Source organism: Streptomyces albireticuli (assembly GCF_021228125.1).
Lineage (GTDB): Bacteria > Actinomycetota > Actinomycetes > Streptomycetales > Streptomycetaceae > Streptomyces > Streptomyces albireticuli.
The window spans coordinates 158923-175944 of the sequence record NZ_JAJQQS010000005.1; the positions used below are offsets into that span (position 1 = coordinate 158923).

Genomic DNA, 17022 nt, shown 5'->3' on the forward strand with positions numbered 1-17022 from the left:
CCGCGGCCCCCCGCAGAGGAGCAGAAGATGACCGACGGCCCCCGCACCGGCCACACCGTGGCACACCCCATCGCCCCGCGACGCGTCTCCTTCGACTGGGACGACACGCCGCTGCACTGGATTCCGGACGAGCCCACCGCCACCCATGTGATCAACGTCCTGCATCTGCTGCTGCCGGCCGGGGAGCGGTGGTTCGTCAAGGTCTTCAAGGAGGCCCTCCCGCTCGTGCGGGACGCGGCCCTGCTGAAGGACGTCAAGGGGTTCATGGGCCAGGAGGCCACGCACAGCGTGCAACACGCGTACGTGCTCGAACACCTCGCCCGGCAGGGCCTGGACACCGGCCCGTACACCCGGCACGTGGACTTCCTCTTCGACGTCCTGCTCGGCGAGCGCCCGCCGTTCGGCCTGCCGCTCTCCGACCGGGAGTGGCTGCGCTTCCGGCTCAGCGTGATCGCCGCGACCGAGCAGTTCACGGCCGTCCTGGGGAACTGGGTGCTCGACGCGGACGGCCTGGACCGGGCCGGCCCGGATCCCGTGATGCTGGACCTGCTGCGCTGGCACGGCGCCGAGGAGGTCGAACACCGTTCGGTCGCCTTCGACATGTACGAGCACTGCGGCGGCGAGGACCCGGGGCGCTACGCACGGCGGGTCCTGGGCATGGCGGTCACCGCGCCGATCCTCTTCTATCTGTGGGGGTGGGGCACGCGCTATCTGATCGGGAACGACCCCCGGCTCGTGGGGCGGATGCGCTATACGCTGCGCGAGCACAACAGAGCCGTGGAGAAAGGGCTGTTGCCCACCTGGCGGGAGCTCGGCGCGGCGGTGCCGCGCTATCTGCGGCGGTCGTACCATCCCTCGCGGGAGGGCTCGCTGCGCAAGGCCGTCGCCTACCTGGCGGCGTCGCCCGGGGCCCGGGCCGCGGCGGGCGCGATAGGCCGCGCGGCCGCCTCGTAGACCGGTGAGGAGCGCTCTGTGAACCAGGAGCGGCGGGCAACGGCAGGGCGGGACTCCGGTGAGTACCGGATCGAGGATCTGGCCCACCGCAGTGGGGCCACGGTCCGTACGATCCGGGCCTACCAGGATCGCGGGCTGCTCCCGAAGCCGGAGCGGCGCGGCCGGGCCAATGTCTACCGCGACACCCATCTGGCGCGACTGCGCCAGATCTCGGGTCTGCTCGACCGCGGATACACCCTGGCCAGCATCAAGGAGCTCCTGGAGGCGTGGGACGCGGGGCGGGGGCTCGGCGGTGTGCTCGGGCTGGTCGCCGAGGTGGACGGCCCGTGGAGCGACGAGACGGCCGAGCGGATCACCCGGGCGGAGCTGGACGGGCGCTTCGGCGGCGAGCAGGACGAGGCGGCCGTCGACGACGCCGTGGAGCTGGGGGTGCTCGTGCGCGTGCCGGGCACGGAGGACGCGTTCCTCGTGCCGAGCCCACGTGAGCTGGGCGTCGCGGTGGAACTGCACAAGGCCGGGGTGCCGTTGCTCGCCATCTCCGGCCATCTGCGCGAACTGCGCACCCAGGTGGAGTACATCGCGGGCCGCTTCCTCGACTTCACCACCGAGCACGTCTTCCACCAGTATTTCGATCACCCCCCGAGCGACGAGGCGGCGGCGGAGGCCGCCTCGCTGGTCCGTCGCCTGCGGCCGCTGGCCCAGCAGACCGTCGACGCGGAACTCGCCCGCGCCATGCGGGCTTTGGCCACACGGTATCTGCGACACCAGTTGGGCGCGGCGGTCGCGGCCGCCGCCCCGGAGGCGGCGGGATCCCCGGCCGCACCGGCCAGGGGCGCGGTGGCGGACGCCGAGGCCCCTTGGGGAGCCGAGGGCCTTTGGAGCGGCGAGGCGCCTTGGGACGCCGGGCCCGCCCCGGCCGGGACGCCCGCCCCGCGCCGGACATCCGCCGACACACCCGCCGACGCACGCGCCGCCAGGCCCACCGGCACCGCCCGCGAGCCCGTCCGGCTGCCCGCCGGGACCGTCCGGGCGGTCCGTGAGCTGGTGGGCGCGGAGCACACCGAGGCGTTCATCGCGGCCGCCGCCGAGCGGGAGCTCCTGGCCCGGACGATGGACGGCCTGCTCCCCGGGGCCGACGGCCCTTGAGCGCACGGCGCGGACGAAGACGGACGAGGGCGGGCGCGGACGGACGAGGGCGGACGAGGGCGCGCGCGGAGGGGCGCGGACGGGCGCGGGCGGTCAGGTCGGCCCGGAAGGCCGGTGGAGCAAGGCCGGCGGCGGTCACAGGCCCGGCGCGCCCCACACCGGGAACCACCGCCCCAGGTCCTCCTCGATCCGCAGGTCGTCCCGCAGCAGCGCCCGCGCCTGGAGTTCCAGCCCGTTGTCCCGCTTCTCCCCCGCCCCCGGTTCCCCCACCGGCGCGAAGGGGTAGAAGGTGCCCCGCTTGTAGAGGTAGACGAGGGCGAGCGAGCGCCGCTCCGCGTCGCGGAAGCCGAGCAGGGAGCAGAGCAGCTGGGGGCCGAAGCCCCCTTCCTGGAGCAGTGTGTTGACGGCGTGCAGATCGTTGACGAGTGCCGCCGTTCCTTCCGCGTCCGCCGGCCGCCGCGCCAGCAGCCATGTGTAGCCGTACGCGTCCCGGCCGAACTCCACGGGCACGCCGCCGCGCCCGGTGCCGGTGTCGAGCAGCGCCCGTACGTCCTGCTGGAGGCGGGTGAAGGCGCCGCCCTCCACGCTCGCGAAGCACACCGACCCCCGGCCCGTCGGGGTGAAGCCGGCCCCCGCCTGGAGGGTGACGGCGGCCGAGGGCAGGGCGAAGAGCCGGTCCAGATCCGGCCGCACCGGCTTGCTGCGGCCGAGGAGGGCGTCGAGGAATCCCACGGCGCTCGGGCTCCTTCCGTCACGCCCGGCCCAGCTGGGCCGAGATCCGGCCGAGCTGGTCGAGCCGCTGTTCCAGGGTCGGGTGCGAGGAGAGCAGCCGGCCCAGGCTGTCCTTGGAGAAGGCGGGCGCGAAGTAGAAGGCGTTGAACGGCTCGGCCTGCCGCAGGTCGCGCGTGGGGATCCGGGCCATCTGCCCGGTGACCTTCGTGAGCGCCGAGGCCAGCGCCGAGGGCCGGCCCGTGAGGAGGGCGGCGGCGCGGTCGGCGGACAGCTCGCGGTAGCGGGAGAGCAGCCGGGTGAGCAGGAAGCTGATGGCGTAGACGACCGCGCTGATCAGCGGGATCAGCACCACGAGGACGGCGGTGCTGTTGTCCCGGCCGCCGACCCGGCGCAGGCCGCCCCACAGCCCGATGCGGGTGATCATCCCGGCCAGCACGCCCAGGAAGGACGCGATCGTCATGACGGCGACGTCACGGTGGGCGACATGGGACAGCTCATGGGCGAGGACGCCCTCCAGCTCCTCCGGCTCCAGTCGCCGCAGCAGCCCGGTCGTGGCGCACACCAGGGCGTTCTTCCGACTGCGGCCGGTGGCGAAGGCGTTCGGTACGTCGCTGTCGGCGACGGCCACGCGGGGCTTGGGCATGTCCGCGAGGGCGCAGAGGCGGTCGACGGCCCCGTGCAGCTCGGGCGCCTGCTCCGGGGTCACCTCGCGGGCGCCCATGCCGAAGGCGGCGATCCGGTCGCTGAACCAGAACTGCGCGACGAACAGTCCGCCCGCGAGGAGCAGCACGATCGGCCAGGCCCCGCGCAGCAGGGCCACCAGCACACCCACGAAGACCACGTAGAGCAGTCCGATGAAGAACATCGTGCCCACCATGCGGGTGGTCAGTCCCCGGTCGGGCGCGAATCGGGTGTCTGACATGGGGTACCTCCGGGCTCCGCGGAGCGCTCCCCCTGACAGGAGGGAACTCCGGCAGGAGAGAGCCCCCGATGAATGCCTCTGCCCCGATTCTCCCTCGCCGCCGGCTGTGGGCGGAGTGAAGCCCGCCCACAGCCGAGGGGCGGCGGGCAGCCGGCCGGCTGCCGAGGGGCGGGCTCCCGGCGGGCTCCGGGCGGAGGCCCGCCGGGAGCCCGGCCCAGGAAGGCGCCCGTACGCGCCCCAGGGGCGCCCCGGCCCGCCCGGAGCCCGTGAACCCCGGGGCCCGCCCCCGAGGCGGTCAGAGGCGGCCCTGGGCCCTCAGGAGGAGGTGAGCTGGGCGAGGCCGTCCGTGGCGATCTTCTCGAAGACCGCCGGATCGGCCTCGAAGAACGAATCGGCGATCGGCCAGTGCACGACGATCTCGTCGAACCCGAGCTCGGCGTGCGAGCCCGCGAAGTCGACGAAGGCGTCGAAGGAGTCCAGCGGCCGGTCCGGCGTGAAGCCCGTGAGCAGGATCTTGTCCAGTGAGGCGGGGTCCCGGTCGATCTCCGCGCAGGCCGCGCCGAGCCGCTCGATCTGCCCGGCGATGGCCGCCCTGGACTGCTCCGGTGTGCCCGTCTCGAACAGCTTCGGGTCGCCCGTGGTCACCCACGCCTGGCCGTGGCGGGCGGCGAGCCGCAGCCCGCGCGGGCCGGTGGCGGCCACCGCGAACGGCAGCCGGGGGCGCTGGACGCAGCCGGGGATGTTGCGCACCTCGAACGCCGAGTAGTGCGCGCCCTCGTGCGAGACGACCTCCTCGGTGAGCAGCCGGTCCAGCAGCGGTACGAACTCGGCGAAGCGGTCGGCCCGCTCCCGCGGGGTCCACGGCTCCTCGCCGCCCTTGAGCAGCGCGGTGGCGTCGAAGCCGGAGCCGCCGGCGCCGATGCCCAGCGTGATCCGGCCGTCCGCGATGTCGTCCAGGGAGATCAGCTCCTTGGCGAGCGTCACGGGGTGGCGGAAGTTCGGCGACGTGACGAGCGTGCCCAGCCGCATCCGGGAGGTGACGGTCGCCGCGGCGGTCAGGGTCGGCACGGCGCCGAACCACGGGCCGTCCCGGAAGGTGCGCCAGGACAGGTGGTCGTAGGTATACGCCGCGTGGAAGCCCAGCTCCTCGGCGCGCTGCCAGGTCTCGCGGCCGCCCTCGGACCAGCGGCGGTCGGGAAGGATCACGGTGCTCAGTCGCATGTCTCCGAGCCTACGGGCCGGGTATGACAAGAGCCTATGCACGGGGTATGACACAGGCGCGGGCGAAGGAGCCGGTCGCGTCACCGGCTCGGCCGCGCGCTCGGGCGCACACCTGTGCGAACCGACCGGTCCGTGGACGAGAATGGGAACCGTGACTTCAGCTATCGAGCAGCCCGACACCCCGGCGGCCAGCCGCCCAGCCGCGACCCCGAGGCTGATCGCCACCGATCTCGACGGCACCCTGCTGCACGACGACAAGACGGTCTCCGACCGCACCGTCGCCGCCTTGGCCGCCGCGGAGGCCGCCGGCCTCGAGGTCTTCTTCGTCACCGGCCGCCCGGCCCGCTGGATGGACGTGGTCAGTGATCACGTCCACGGCCACGGCCTGGCCATATGCGCCAACGGCGCCGCGGTAGTCGATCTCCACGACGGCGGGCGGTTCGTCGAGGTCCGCCCGCTGTCGCGGGAGTCCGCCCTCGCCGTCGTGCACGCCGTGCGCGCCGTCGCCCCGGGCTCCTCGTTCGCCGTCGAGCACACGACGGGCATCCACTACGAGCCGGAGTACCCGCCCTTCTTCCTCGACCCGGGCGCCGTCGTCGCCCCCGCCGAGGAACTGCTGGCCGAGGACTCCGGGCACACCGCGCCCATCCTCAAGCTGCTGGCCCACCACCCCGGGCTCGGGCCCGACGAATTCCTCACCCTGGCCCGTAAGGCGGGAGGCGCGCACGGGGAGTTCACCCGCTCCAGCCCCACCGCCCTCCTGGAGATCAGCGCCGTCGGCGTCAGCAAGGCCAGCACCCTGGCGCGCTGCTGCGACACGCGCGGCATAACCCCCGAAGAGGTCGTGGCCTTCGGCGACATGCCCAACGACCTGGAGATGCTCGGCTGGGCCGGCACCGCCTACGCGATGGCCAACGCCCACCCCGAGGTGCTGGCCGCCACCACGCACCACACCGCCGCCAACACCGAGGACGGCGTCGCCCTGGTCATAGAACAGCTCCTGCACGCGCGCGGGGCCGCCTGACCCCCGACCGCGCACCGTAAGAGCAACGCCTAAAGCCGCACGCCGCGTTCGCCCAGCCACTCCACCGGATCGACCGCCGAGCCGAACTCCGGCGTGCTGCGGATCTCGAAGTGCAGGTGCGGGCCGGTGGAGTTGCCGGTGGTCCCGGACAGCCCGATCCACTGCCCGGCGCGCACCCGCCTCCCCGGCTCGGCCAGCGGCACCGCCAGGTGCGCGTACTGCGAATACCAGCCGTTCTCGTGCTCGACCACCAGGCTGATGCCGAACGGGCCCCCGCAGCCCGCCGCCACCACCGTCCCGGCCCCGACCGCGCGGACCGGGGTGCCGGCGGGGACGGCGAAGTCCTGCCCCGTGTGCCCGCCGGCCCAGTTCGCGCCCACCCCGCCGAAGCCGGCCGAGAGCTCGTACGAGACCACCGGCCGGGTCCATTCCCGCGCCGGCCGCGCCGAGCGCGCCGCCGCGCGTTCCACGGCCGGCCCGGCCCGGTCGCCCGCCAGGTCCACCGGCGCGCACCGCCCGCTGTCGAGAGCGGCCTGCGCCACGGCGTTGAGATCGTCCCGGGAGTCCGCCAGCCGGGCCTCCACGGTGCGTATGGCCTCACCCAGCCGGGCGCCGTCCCGGTCGAGGCCGCTCCGGGACACCGCCAGGGACCGGGCCTCGGCCTCCAGCCGCCTGCTCGTGCGCTCCTCCTCGACGAGCATCCGGCCCAGCCGGGCCCGGCGGCGCACGGCGGGCACCTGCCGGGCCACCAGCTCCACCGGGTCGTCCAGTTCCTCCTCGGCGCCCCCGGCGCCGTCGCCGCCGTCGAGACCCACGGTGAAGCCGCCGGTGCGGTACTGCGCGCGGGCCGCGGCGCCCGCGTCGTCGCGCAGGGCCGAGCGCACGGCCCCGCGCACGCGCAGCGTCCGGCCGAGCTCCTCGGCCCGCGCCCGCTGCCCCTTGGCGGCCCGCCGCACCCGCTCGTATCGCTGCCGGGCCTGCGCCGCCTCCTCCGCCAGCCGGAGCACCTCGGAGGTCACCCGGGTGGACCGGTCCGGCGGACGGCCGGCGTCCGGCGGCCCGGGAGCGGCCAGGGGCGCCGCGGCGACGGCGCAGAGGGTGCACAGGACGACGCCGCCGGTACGGCCGAAGCGGCGCGGCCCGGTGCGGTGGTTCGCGCGGACGGTGTGTCGCATGAACGCGATCGTGTCCCGGGGCGGTGCCGGGCGCGCCCGCTGAGGCCCGTTCGGAGGAATTCGGAGGCCATGAGGACATAAGGCCCCCGGGGTCCGGGCCCCGGACGGCCCGGGAGTCACAGGGGCGCCTCCCACACCACCCGTGTCCCGCCGCCGTCCTCCCCCAGCCCGGGCCCGTACGAGCTCGACCCGCCCAGCGACTCCGCCCGCTTGGCCAGGTTCCGCAGGCCGCTGCGCCGCCCGCCCTCCGGGATGCCCACCCCGTCGTCGGCCACGGTCAGCCGCACCGCGTCCCGCCCGTCCGGCAGCGTGGCCGTGGCGTCGACGACCACCTCCATCCGGGACGCCCGCGCGTGCCGGAAGGCGTTCGAAAGGGCCTCGCGCAGCGCGGCGATGAGGTTCTTGCCGGTGAGTTCGCCGACCTTCGCGTCGACCGGGCCGAGAAAGCTCGCCGAGGGCTGGAAACCGAGCGGCACGGCCGCCGTGCCGAGCTCCCGCAGGACCCGTGTGCGCAGCCCGGCGGGCGCCTCCGCGGGCCCCTGCTGGAGCGCGAAGATGGCCGTACGGATCTCCTGGATGGTCACGTCCAGCTCGTCGACGGCCTGCCCGACCTTCACCTTCACCTCGGGCACGACGGCCTGCCGCTGCGCGCTCTCCAGCATCAGGCCGGTGGCGAACAGCCGCTGGATGACCAGGTCGTGGAGGTCCCGGGCGATCCGGTCGCGGTCCTCGAAGACGGCGAGCCGCTCTCGGTCGCGCTGCGCCTCGGCCAGCACGAGGGCGAGCGCCGCCTGCGCGGCGAACTGCGCCGCCAGGGTGCGCTCGGCGGGCGTGTACGGGCGTGCTCCGCGCGCCCGGGGCATCGCGAGCGTCCCGAGCACCCGGCCGCCGCTCCTGAGCGGCAGGAGCATGCTCGGGCCGAAGCGCGGCGCCACCCCCGTGATCATGCGGGGGTCGGTGGCCGAGTCGTCGACGAACACCGGTTCCCCGGCGAGGAGCTGGGAGACGACCGGGCTGTGCGGCGGTATCACCGTCCCCAGCAGGCCCGTGGGGTCCTCGGCGGAGACCGCGACCATCTCCAGGCCGCCGCCGTCGTCCGGCAGCAGCACGATCCCGGCCGCCGAGTCGGCGAGCCTGCGCGCCTGTTCGGCGACGACCGCCAGCGCGTCCTCGGCGTCGCTGCCCGACAGCAGGGCGGTCGTGACGGCCACCGAGCCGTCGATCCAGCGCATGCGCTGGCGGCCCTCCTCGTGCACGCGCGCGTTGCCGATCGCGATGCCCGCCTCGGTGGCCAGGATCTTGACCATATGGAGGTCCGCGATGCTGAACTCGCTGCCTCCGCGCTTGTCCGTGAGGTAGAGGTTCCCGAAGATCTCGCCCTCGACCCTGATGGGCACGCCCAGGAAGTTCCGCATGGGCGGATGGCCTTCGGGGAAACCCGAGAAGCGCGGATCGGACGTGAGATCGGCGAGCATCACCGGCGCGGGGTGGTGGATGAGCGCGCCGAGCAGCCCGTGACGGCCGTCCGGCAGGGCGCCGATGCGCTCGCGCTGCTCCTCCGTGACGCCGTGGGTGATGAAATCGGCCAGACCGCCGCCGGAGGAGTCGATGACGCCGATGGCCGCGTAACGGGCGTCGGCCAGTTCGGCGGCGGTCCGCGCGATCCGGTCGAGGGTGGTGTGGAGCTCCAGGCCGGTGCCGACCGACCGCATGGCCTCCAGGAGCTGCGGCACGCGCGCGGTCAGCTCCGTGGACATGCCCTGGAGGCTCCGGGTGGCCTCCGTGGCGATGGCGAGCGGGTCCATCAGGCGTGGCGCGTCCGGCGTGGGTCGCGCGCCCGGCGCGTCGGAGGGTCCTGCCGTGGCTGACATGTCCCAGAGCCTAATAAGCACCATTTGTCAGGGAAAGGGGGCTCTCCAAGAAGTCTTCCCCGGTCCGCGCGACGGGAGTCTTCGTCCTCCTGGCCGCACCGGCCCCGACGGCTCCGCCGCCCTCCACCGCCCCCAGGGCGTCCGTGGCCACCTCCCGCTCCAGCATGCGCCGGAACGGCCCGTCCGCCGCGGCCAGCGCGTCGTACGACCCCCGCTGCACCACCCGTCCACGGTCCAGCACGATCACCTCGTCGACGGCCTCCAGGCCGGCCAGCCGGTGGGTGATCAGTACGGTCGTGCGGCCCTCGGTCGCCGCCAGGAGATCGGCGGTGAGCGCGTCGGCCGTCGGCAGGTCGAGGTGCTCGGCGGGCTCGTCCAGGACGAGGACGGGGAAGTCCGCGAGCAGCGCGCGGGCCAGCGCGACCCGCTGCCGCTGCCCGCCCGACAGCCGGGCCCCGTGCTCGCCGACCAGCGTGTCCAGCCCCTCCGGCAGGCCGTCCACCCACTCCAGGAGCCGCGCGGCCCGCAGCGCGGCGCGCAGTTCACCGTCCGTCGCGTCCGTGCGGGCGAGCCGCAGGTTCTCCCGTACGGAGCTGTCGAAGAGGTGCGCGTCCTGGGCGCACAGGCCCACCAGCCGCCGCACCCCGTCGCCCGCCATGGCGGCGGTGTCCTCGCCCGCCAGCGTGTACGTACCGGCCCCGGCGTCCAGGAAGCGCAGCAGCACCTGCGCAAGCGTCGTCTTGCCCGCCCCGGACTGCCCGACGACGGCCACCCGGCGGCCGGCCGTCAGCTCCAGCGAGAAGTCCTCCAGCGCGGGCTCCGCCTGCCCCGGATGGCGCGCCGTAAGGTTCACCAGCCGCAGCGGGAACGGGGACGACGGCGCCGCGGCCGTCCCCTCCGTCACGGGTACGGGCGCGTCCAGCACCTCGTACACGCGCTCGGCGGCGCGCCGTACGCGCTGCCGGTACTGGACCGCGAGGGGCAGCCCGGCCACGGCCTCGAAGGCGGCCAGCGGTGTGAGCACGACGACCGCGAGCCACAGGCCGTCGAGGCGGCCGTCGCGCACGGCGAGCGTGCCCACCCAGGCCGCGGCGGCGACGGTGAGGCCACAGGCGAGGGCGCTCAGACCGGAGCCGAGCGCGGTGGCGGCCGAGCCGCGGCGCGCGATGGCGGTGAGCGCGCCGTCGGCGCGGCGCACGCGCTCCAGCCGGGACGGCAGGGCGCCCGCGACCGTCAGCTCGGCCGTGCCTCCGAGCAGGTCGACGACCTGTGTCGACAACTCGCCCCGCGCGGGGGCGAGCTGCCGCTCGGCGCGCCGGGCGACCGCGCCGGACAGCGCCGGTACGGCCACCCCGGCGGCCAGCAGCCCGAGCGCCAGGACCAGGCCCGCCTCCGGCAGCAGCCACGCCGTGAAGCCCACCGACGCGGCTCCGACGACGACGGCCGAGCCGAGCGGCAGCAGCCACCGCAGGAAGTAGTCCTGGAGGGCGTCCACGTCCGCGACCAGCCGGGAGAGGAGGTCGCCGCGCCGGGTGTCCCGGAGCCCGGCCGGGGCCAGACGTTCGAGCCGCCTGTACACCGCGACCCGCAGACCCGCCAGGGCGCGCAGCACCGCGTCGTGGGAGACCAGGCGCTCGGCGTAACGGAAAACGGCGCGTCCGATGCCGAACGCGCGGGTCGCGGTGACGGCGACCATCAGATAGAGCACCGGCGGCTGCTGCGAGGCGCGGGAGATGAGCCAGCCCGACACGGCCATGAGGCCCACGGCGCTGCCCAGCGCCAGGCTGCCCAGCAGCAGCGCCAGCCCGAACCGCCCCCACCAGGGCCGCCCGGAGGCGCGCACCCGGGCCAACACGCTCCCCTTACGGGCGTTGCCACGGGCGGGGACAGAGGTATCGGCGGTCGGTCCGCCGGAGACCGTATCCCGAGCGCCGGCCGGGGTGGAGCCGGAAGCGGTGCCGGGATCCGAAGCGGTGCCGGAGCCGGAAGCGGTGCCGAGGTCGCCGTCAGTCGTACCGGAGCCTGACGCCGGCCCCGAGCCCGGCCCCGAGCCCCGCGTCGGGCCCGGAACGAGAGTCCCCGCCGCGTCTTCCTCCGGAACCGACCCACCGGGTCCCTCCGGTTCCCCTCGCCCGCCCGGCCGGCCGGGCAGCCGCACCACCCGGTCCGCGACCGCGAGCAGCGCCGGCCGGTGGACGACGAGCAGCACCGTACGGCCCACGGCGAGGCGCCGCACGGCGTCGACGACCGCGGCCTCGGTCTCCCCGTCCAGGTTCGCGGTCGGCTCGTCGAGCAGCAGTACGGGCCGGTCGGCGAGGAACGCCCGGGCGAGGGCGACGCGTTGGCGCTGCCCGGCGGAGAGCCCGGCGCCGTCCTCGCCGAGGCGGGTGTCAGTGCCGTGGTGCAGCATGGAGACGAAGTCGAGCGCACCGGCCGCCCGCAGTGCTTCGCGCACCTGGTCGTCCGTGGCGTCCGGCCGGGCCAGTCGTACGTTCTCGGCGACCGTCCCGGCGAAGAGACGGGGTCGTTGCGGGACCCAGGCCACCTGGTCCCGCCAGCTTTCGGGGGAGAGCGATGACAGATCCGTACCGCCGACGAGCACCCGGCCGGCCGTCGGGCGGGCGAAGCCGAGCAGCACGTCCAGCAGGGTCGACTTCCCGGCCCCGCTCGGTCCGACGAGCGCGACGGTCTCCCCGGGCCGCACCTCGAACGAGGTTTCGGGGAGAGAGGGTTCGGCCCGGCCCGGGTGCCGTACGACGAGCCGTTCGACGGTCAGTCCCGCGCTCCGCGCGTCGGGTGCCGGCGTCCCGCCGGCGGGCGCGGGCTCGGTCTCCAGGACGGCGAAGACCTCGTCGGCGGCGGCCAGTCCCTCGGCGGCCGCGTGGTATTGCGCGCCGACCTGGCGCAGCGGCAGATACGCCTCGGGCGCGAGGACGAGCACCATCAGACCGGTGTGGAGGTCGAGTTCGCCGTGGACGAGCCGCATGCCGATGCCCACGGCGACCAGCGCCACGGAGAGGGTGGCCAGGAGCTCCAGCGCGAAGGAGGAGAGGAAGGCGAGGCGCAGCGTCCGCAGCGTGGCCCGCCGGTAGTCGGCGGTGATCGCGCGGATCGACTCGGCCTGCGCCTTGGCCCGCCCGAAGACCTTGAGGGTGGGCAGTCCCGCGACGACGTCGAGGAAGTGCCCGGAGAGCCGGGACAGCAGCCGCCACTGCCGGTCCATCCGGGAGCGGGTGGCCCAGCCGATCAGGACCATGAAGAGGGGGATGAGCGGCAGCGTGAGGACGATGACGAGCGCGGAGACCCAGTCCGCGGTGACGATACGGGCGAGCACGGCCACCGGGACCACGACGGCGAGGCCCAGCTGGGGCAGGTAGCGCGCGAAGTAGTCGTCCAGCGCGTCGACGCCGCGCGTGGCGAGGGTGGTGAGTTCGCCGGTCCTGCGCGAGTCGAGCCAGGCGGGCCCGAGCCGGCCGGCGTGGGCCAGCAGCCGGGTGCGCAGCTGGGACTTGACGGCCGCGCTCGCACGGTGGGCGGCCAGTTCGGTCAGCCAGGAGACGGCCGCCCGGCCCAGGGCGACGGCGGCCAGCGGGGCGAGCCGCCCGGCCAGGTCGTCCGCGCCGAGGCCGTGCCGGAAGGCGCCCGTCACCACGTCGGCGATGAGCATCGCCTGGGCGATGACGAGCCCGGCCCCCACGAGCCCGAGCACGACGGAGGCGACCAGGAAGAGGCGGGTCGCGGAGGCGTACCGGAGCAGGCGGGGGTCGACGGGCTTCATACGCGTTTCCGTCCTCAGTGTGCGGCGGGGGCCGCGGGTGCGGGGATGTGCTGGGTGCCGATCCGCTTGCGGAAGACCCAGTAGGTCCACCCCTGGTAGGCGATGATCAGCGGGGTCATCGGGACGGCGACCCACGTCATGATCTTCAGCGTGTAGTGGCTGGAGGCGGAGTCGGCGACGGTCAGGCTCCAGGCCGGGTTCACCGAGGACGGCATGACGTCGGGGAAGAGGGCGAGGAAGACCAGCGCGAACGCGGCCACGATCGCGACGCCGGAGAGCCCGAAGGCCCAGCCCTCGCGCCCGAAGTGGTTCATGGCCAGGGCGGCGGCCAGGGCCACCACGGCGACGATCAGCGCCGGGAGGCTGCGTCCGTTGCCGGACTCGACCTGCGTCCAGCCGAGGAAGGCCACGGCGAGGACGCCGGAGGTCATGCCGAGGACCGTGGCGTACGAGCGCGCCCGGTGCCGGATGTCCCCGACGGTCTTGAGCGCGGTGAAGACGGCGCCGTGGAAGGTGAAGAGCACCAGCGTGAGGAGGCCGCCGAGCAGCGCGTACGGGCTCAGCAGGTCCGTCAGGTCACCGCTGAAGTTCTTGTCCGGCCCGATCGGCACGCCGCGCACGATGTTGGCGAAGGCGAGGCCCCAGAGGAAGGCGGGCAGCAGCGAGCACCAGAAGATCGCGTGCTCCCAGTTGCGCTGCCAGCGCTCCTCGGGCCGCTTGTGGCGGTACTCGAAGGCGACGCCGCGCACGATCAGGCAGACCAGGATGAGCAGGAACGGCAGGTAGAAGCCGCTGAACAGGGTGGCGTACCAGTCGGGGAAGGCGGCGAAGGTCGCTCCGGCGGCGGTGATCAGCCAGACCTCGTTGCCGTCCCAGACGGGCCCGATCGTATTGATCAGCACCCGTCGTTCGGTGCGGTCCCGGGCGAGGCCCTTGGTCAGGACGCCGACGCCGAAGTCGAAGCCCTCGAGGAAGAAGTAGCCGGTCCACAGGACGGCGATCAGCAGGAACCAGAAGTCGTGGAGTGCCATGGTTCGTCTCTCCGTTCGGCCGCGTCAGTACGCGAAGGTCAGCGGCTTGTCGGCGTCCTCGGGGCGGTCGCCCGCACCGCCCGAGGGGAGCCGCAGCCGGGGGTCCTTCGCGGGCGGCTTCTCGTCCGTGTCCGGTCCGGCCTTGGCGTACTTCACCAGCAGCTTGACCTCGACCACCGCGAGCACGCCGTAGAGCAGGGTGAAGACGCCCATGGAGGTGAGGACCTCCGCCTGGCTCACACCGGGCGACACGGCGCTGCCGGTCTTCATCAGCCCGTAGACGGCCCAGGGCTGGCGGCCCATCTCGGTGAAGATCCAGCCGAAGGAGTTGGCGATCAGCGGGAAGCCCATGGTGAGGATGCCGATCCGCCAGGACCAGGTGGTGAAGAAGGGGTTCATCTCACGGGTGCGCGTCAGCATCAGCCGCGGGACCTCGTTCTCGCCCGTCCGGAAGCGGGGGTCGAGCCAGAACTTCCGCCGGGTGGTCCACAGTCCGATCAGCGCGGCGACGAAGGACGTCATACCGAAGCCGATCATGAGCCGGAAGCCCCAGAAGGTCATGAAGATGCTGGGGATGTAGTCCTCCGGCTCGCCCCCGTAGAGCTGGGCCTCCCGTGCCGCGACGTCGTTGATGCCCGGGACGGCCTCGGTGAAGTTGTTGTGCGCGAGGAAGGAGAGGACGCCGGGGATCTCTATCTCGACGCTGTTGTGGCCCTTGGAGACATCGCCGACGGCGAAGACCGAGAACGGCGCGGGCGCCTTGGTCTCCCACAGGGCCTCGGCCGCGGCCATCTTCATGGGCTGCTGCTCGAACATCACCTTGCCGAGCTCGTCACCGCTGATCGCGGTGCCGAGGCCGGCGATCACGGCCACCGTCAGGCCGACGCGCAGCGAGGTCCGCATCGCGCCGATCTGGTTCCGTCGCTTCTCGCCGAGCTCCTCGCCACGCAGCCGCGCGCGCTTGGCCCGCCACAGGTGGAAGGAGGCGATGCCGACGATGAAGGCGCCACCGGTGAGGAAGGCCGCGGTGAGGGTGTGGAAGACGACGACGAGGGTGGTGTTCTGGGTCAGGACGGCCCAGATGTCGGTGAGCTCGGCCTTCCCGGTCGCCTTGTCGACGGCGTAGCCGACCGGGTGCTGCATCCAGGAGTTCGCGGCCAGGATGAAGTACGAGGAGAGCACCGTGCCGACGGCGACGATCCAGATGCACGCGCAGTGGATCTTCTTGGGCAGCTTGTCCCAGCCGAAGATCCACAGACCGATGAAGGTGGACTCGAAGAAGAAGGCCAGCAGGGCCTCCATCGCGAGCGGCGCCCCGAAGACATCACCGACGAACCTGGAGTAGTCCGACCAGTTCATACCGAACTGGAACTCCTGCACGATGCCGGTGACCACACCCATCGCGATGTTGATCAGGAAGAGCTTTCCCCAGAACTTCGTGGCATGGAAGTACTTGTCCTTGCCGGTCCGGACCCACGCCGTCTGCAGTCCGGCCGTGATCGCGGCAAGACTGATCGTGAGCGGGACGAAGAGAAAGTGGTAGACGGTCGTGATGCCGAACTGCCAGCGGGCCAGCGTCTCAGGAGCCAAAGCCAGATTCACTCGGTCTCTCCTTGCCTCTCGCGTCACCGGCAACACAGGTCGCCGACGTTATGCACCTGTATGCCCCAGGTAAAGCAGGACATAAAGGCAGAGCTTGTGAACGCGTTCACATTCACAAGCATTATGGCGCACCCACTTTCCGGACAACTCACGGGGGTACCCCTTCGGCCCTAGCGGCGGCGGCCCCCGGCGGAGAACGCCTCGCCGGGGGCGGGAACGCCGAACGCCGCACACCCCCGGCGGGGTGTGCGGCGTTCGCTGCGCGCGGCCGACGGGCCGAAGGCTCAGAGCTCCTTGCGGAAGGCCTCCGCCGCCTGGAGGAAGAGGTCGTTGCCGGCCGTCTCGCCGATGGTCGCGCGGATGCCCTCGCCCGGGAACGGCCGTACGACCACGCCCGCGCGCTCGCACGCCGCCGCGAAGTCCACCGCCCGCTCCCCCAGCCGCAGCCAGACGAAGTTGGCCTGCGTCTCCGGCACCGTCCAGCCCTGCGCGGTCAGCGCCTCGACCACCCGCGCCCGCTCCTCGACCAGACCGCTCACCCGCACCCGCAGCGCGTCCTCGCTGCGCAGCGAGGCGATCGCCGCCTCCTGGGCGATGTGGCTCACGCCGAACGGGACGGCCGTCTTGCGCAGCGCCGCCGCCACCGGCTCATGGGCGACCGCGAAGCCGATCCGCAGCCCCGCCAGGCCGTACGCCTTGGAGAAGGTCCGCAGCACACAGACGTTCGGCCGGTCACGGTAGAGGTCGAGCCCGTCCGGGAAATCGGCGTCGCGCACGAACTCGATGTACGCCTCGTCCAGCACCACGAGGATGTCGGACGGCACCCGGTCCAGGAAGGACTCCAGCTCCGCCCGGCGCACCACGGTGCCCGTGGGGTTGTTGGGGTTGCAGACGAAGATCAGCCGGGTCCGGTCGGTGATCGCGGCCAGCATCGCCTCCAGGTCGTGGACCTCGTCCTCGGTCAGCGGGACCTGGACGGGGGTGGCCCCCGAGACCTGGGTGATGATCGGGTACGCCTCGAAGGACCGCCAGGCGTAGATCACCTCGTCGCCCGGGCCCGCCGTCGCCTGGACCAGCTGCTGGGCCACGCCCACCGAACCCGTGCCGGTGGCGAGGTGCGTGACCGGCACGGAGAAGCGCTCCGCCAGCTCGGCCATCAGCCCCGTGCAGGCCATGTCGGGGTAGCGGTTGAGGGTGCCGGCCGCCGCGACCGCCTTCTCCAGCACGCCGGGCAGCGGCGGGTAGGGGTTCTCGTTGGAGGACAGCTTGTACGCCACCGGGCCCTCGGCGGCGGCAGGCTTGCCGGGCTTGTAGGTCGGCACGCCCTCCAGGGCGGCGCGCAGCTTCGGGGTCTTCTCGGTCACCGCGGGTCCTCCTCGACATCCCGTGCGCACGACGGCCAGGGACGCACCGCACACGAATAGCGGACTTCAATACTGCACACCTTAAGAGGATTCACCGGGGCGGCGTCCAGAGCAGGGGGAGCGCTGGTCGAGATGGCGCGCGCCGGTGGCGAGCGCCGTGGCGCGCATCACCCATGAAGGTGAGTTGAGACCACTTCGAGAC

General features: G+C 73.4%; 12 protein-coding genes. 3 read left to right on the forward strand and 9 right to left on the reverse strand.

Annotation, left to right across the window (positions count from 1 at the left end; genetic code table 11):
- The first annotated feature begins 27 nt into the window (after positions 1-27).
- Together LUZ64_RS11420 and LUZ64_RS11425 are read left to right on the forward strand one after the other, a co-directional pair.
- Positions 28-954, forward strand: a complete 927-nt coding sequence (locus tag LUZ64_RS11420; RefSeq protein ID WP_095582351.1) for a metal-dependent hydrolase — start codon at positions 28-30, stop codon at positions 952-954.
- A gap of 18 nt (positions 955-972) precedes the next feature.
- On the forward strand, positions 973-2100 hold the full coding sequence (locus LUZ64_RS11425; protein WP_095582352.1) for a MerR family transcriptional regulator: 1128 nt from the start codon (positions 973-975) through the stop codon (positions 2098-2100).
- A gap of 135 nt (positions 2101-2235) precedes the next feature.
- Here LUZ64_RS11425 and pspAB read toward each other — a convergent pair whose 3' ends face one another.
- The 3 genes from pspAB to LUZ64_RS11440 all read right to left on the reverse strand — a co-directional run bounded on the left by pspAB (position 2236) and on the right by LUZ64_RS11440 (position 4975).
- The gene (pspAB, locus tag LUZ64_RS11430) at positions 2236-2832 is read right to left on the reverse strand and encodes a PspA-associated protein PspAB (RefSeq protein ID WP_095582353.1); all 597 of its coding nucleotides are present in this window, start codon (positions 2830-2832) and stop codon (positions 2236-2238) included.
- Between the two features lie 19 nt (positions 2833-2851).
- Positions 2852-3754, reverse strand: coding sequence for a zinc metalloprotease HtpX (htpX, locus tag LUZ64_RS11435; RefSeq protein WP_095582354.1), 903 nt, complete (start codon positions 3752-3754; stop codon positions 2852-2854).
- A gap of 315 nt (positions 3755-4069) precedes the next feature.
- Complete coding sequence (locus LUZ64_RS11440; RefSeq protein WP_095582355.1) at positions 4070-4975, reverse strand: LLM class flavin-dependent oxidoreductase; 906 nt, start codon at positions 4973-4975, stop codon at positions 4070-4072.
- Positions 4976-5117: 142 nt separating this feature from the next.
- On the opposite strand from LUZ64_RS11440, the gene LUZ64_RS11445 reads away from it, so the two are divergent.
- Positions 5118-5999: an HAD family hydrolase gene (locus LUZ64_RS11445; protein ID WP_095582356.1), complete on the forward strand. Its 882-nt coding sequence runs from the start codon at positions 5118-5120 to the stop codon at positions 5997-5999.
- A 29-nt stretch (positions 6000-6028) separates the two neighbouring features.
- On the opposite strand, the gene LUZ64_RS11450 is transcribed toward LUZ64_RS11445, so the two are convergent.
- From LUZ64_RS11450 to hisC, 6 genes are all read right to left on the reverse strand, one after another.
- Positions 6029-7174, reverse strand: coding sequence for a M23 family metallopeptidase (locus LUZ64_RS11450; RefSeq protein ID WP_095582357.1), 1146 nt, complete (start codon positions 7172-7174; stop codon positions 6029-6031).
- 116 nt (positions 7175-7290) lie between these two features.
- Positions 7291-8979 carry a GAF domain-containing sensor histidine kinase gene (locus LUZ64_RS11455; RefSeq protein ID WP_095582358.1) on the reverse strand — a complete coding sequence of 563 codons (1689 nt, stop codon included), beginning with the start codon at positions 8977-8979 and terminating at the stop codon, positions 7291-7293.
- Between the two features lie 76 nt (positions 8980-9055).
- The gene (gene cydD / locus LUZ64_RS11460; RefSeq protein WP_095582359.1) at positions 9056-12823 is read right to left on the reverse strand and encodes a thiol reductant ABC exporter subunit CydD; all 3768 of its coding nucleotides are present in this window, start codon (positions 12821-12823) and stop codon (positions 9056-9058) included.
- A 14-nt stretch (positions 12824-12837) separates the two neighbouring features.
- Positions 12838-13854: a cytochrome d ubiquinol oxidase subunit II gene (gene cydB / locus LUZ64_RS11465; protein WP_095582360.1), complete on the reverse strand. Its 1017-nt coding sequence runs from the start codon at positions 13852-13854 to the stop codon at positions 12838-12840.
- Between the two features lie 24 nt (positions 13855-13878).
- Positions 13879-15456: a cytochrome ubiquinol oxidase subunit I gene (locus LUZ64_RS11470; RefSeq protein ID WP_095582361.1), complete on the reverse strand. Its 1578-nt coding sequence runs from the start codon at positions 15454-15456 to the stop codon at positions 13879-13881.
- Between the two features lie 284 nt (positions 15457-15740).
- Positions 15741-16820, reverse strand: a complete 1080-nt coding sequence (hisC, locus tag LUZ64_RS11475) for a histidinol-phosphate transaminase (protein WP_095582362.1) — start codon at positions 16818-16820, stop codon at positions 15741-15743.
- Positions 16821-17022 lie beyond the last annotated feature (202 nt).

What these genes read in the sequence shown, in the direction of transcription:
- LUZ64_RS11455 (WP_095582358.1), bottom strand. Translation starts at nt 8,979, where the DNA reads ATGGACCCGCTCGCCATCGCCACGGAGGCCACCCGGAGCCTCCAGGGC.
- htpX (WP_095582354.1), bottom strand. Translation starts at nt 3,754, where the DNA reads ATGTCAGACACCCGATTCGCGCCCGACCGGGGACTGACCACCCGCATG.
- LUZ64_RS11420 (WP_095582351.1), top strand. Translation starts at nt 28, where the DNA reads ATGACCGACGGCCCCCGCACCGGCCACACCGTGGCACACCCCATCGCC.
- cydD (WP_095582359.1), bottom strand. Translation starts at nt 12,823, where the DNA reads ATGAAGCCCGTCGACCCCCGCCTGCTCCGGTACGCCTCCGCGACCCGC.
- LUZ64_RS11440 (WP_095582355.1), bottom strand. Translation starts at nt 4,975, where the DNA reads ATGCGACTGAGCACCGTGATCCTTCCCGACCGCCGCTGGTCCGAGGGC.
- LUZ64_RS11445 (WP_095582356.1), top strand. Translation starts at nt 5,118, where the DNA reads ATGGGAACCGTGACTTCAGCTATCGAGCAGCCCGACACCCCGGCGGCC.
- LUZ64_RS11450 (WP_095582357.1), bottom strand. Translation starts at nt 7,174, where the DNA reads ATGCGACACACCGTCCGCGCGAACCACCGCACCGGGCCGCGCCGCTTC.
- cydB (WP_095582360.1), bottom strand. Translation starts at nt 13,854, where the DNA reads ATGGCACTCCACGACTTCTGGTTCCTGCTGATCGCCGTCCTGTGGACC.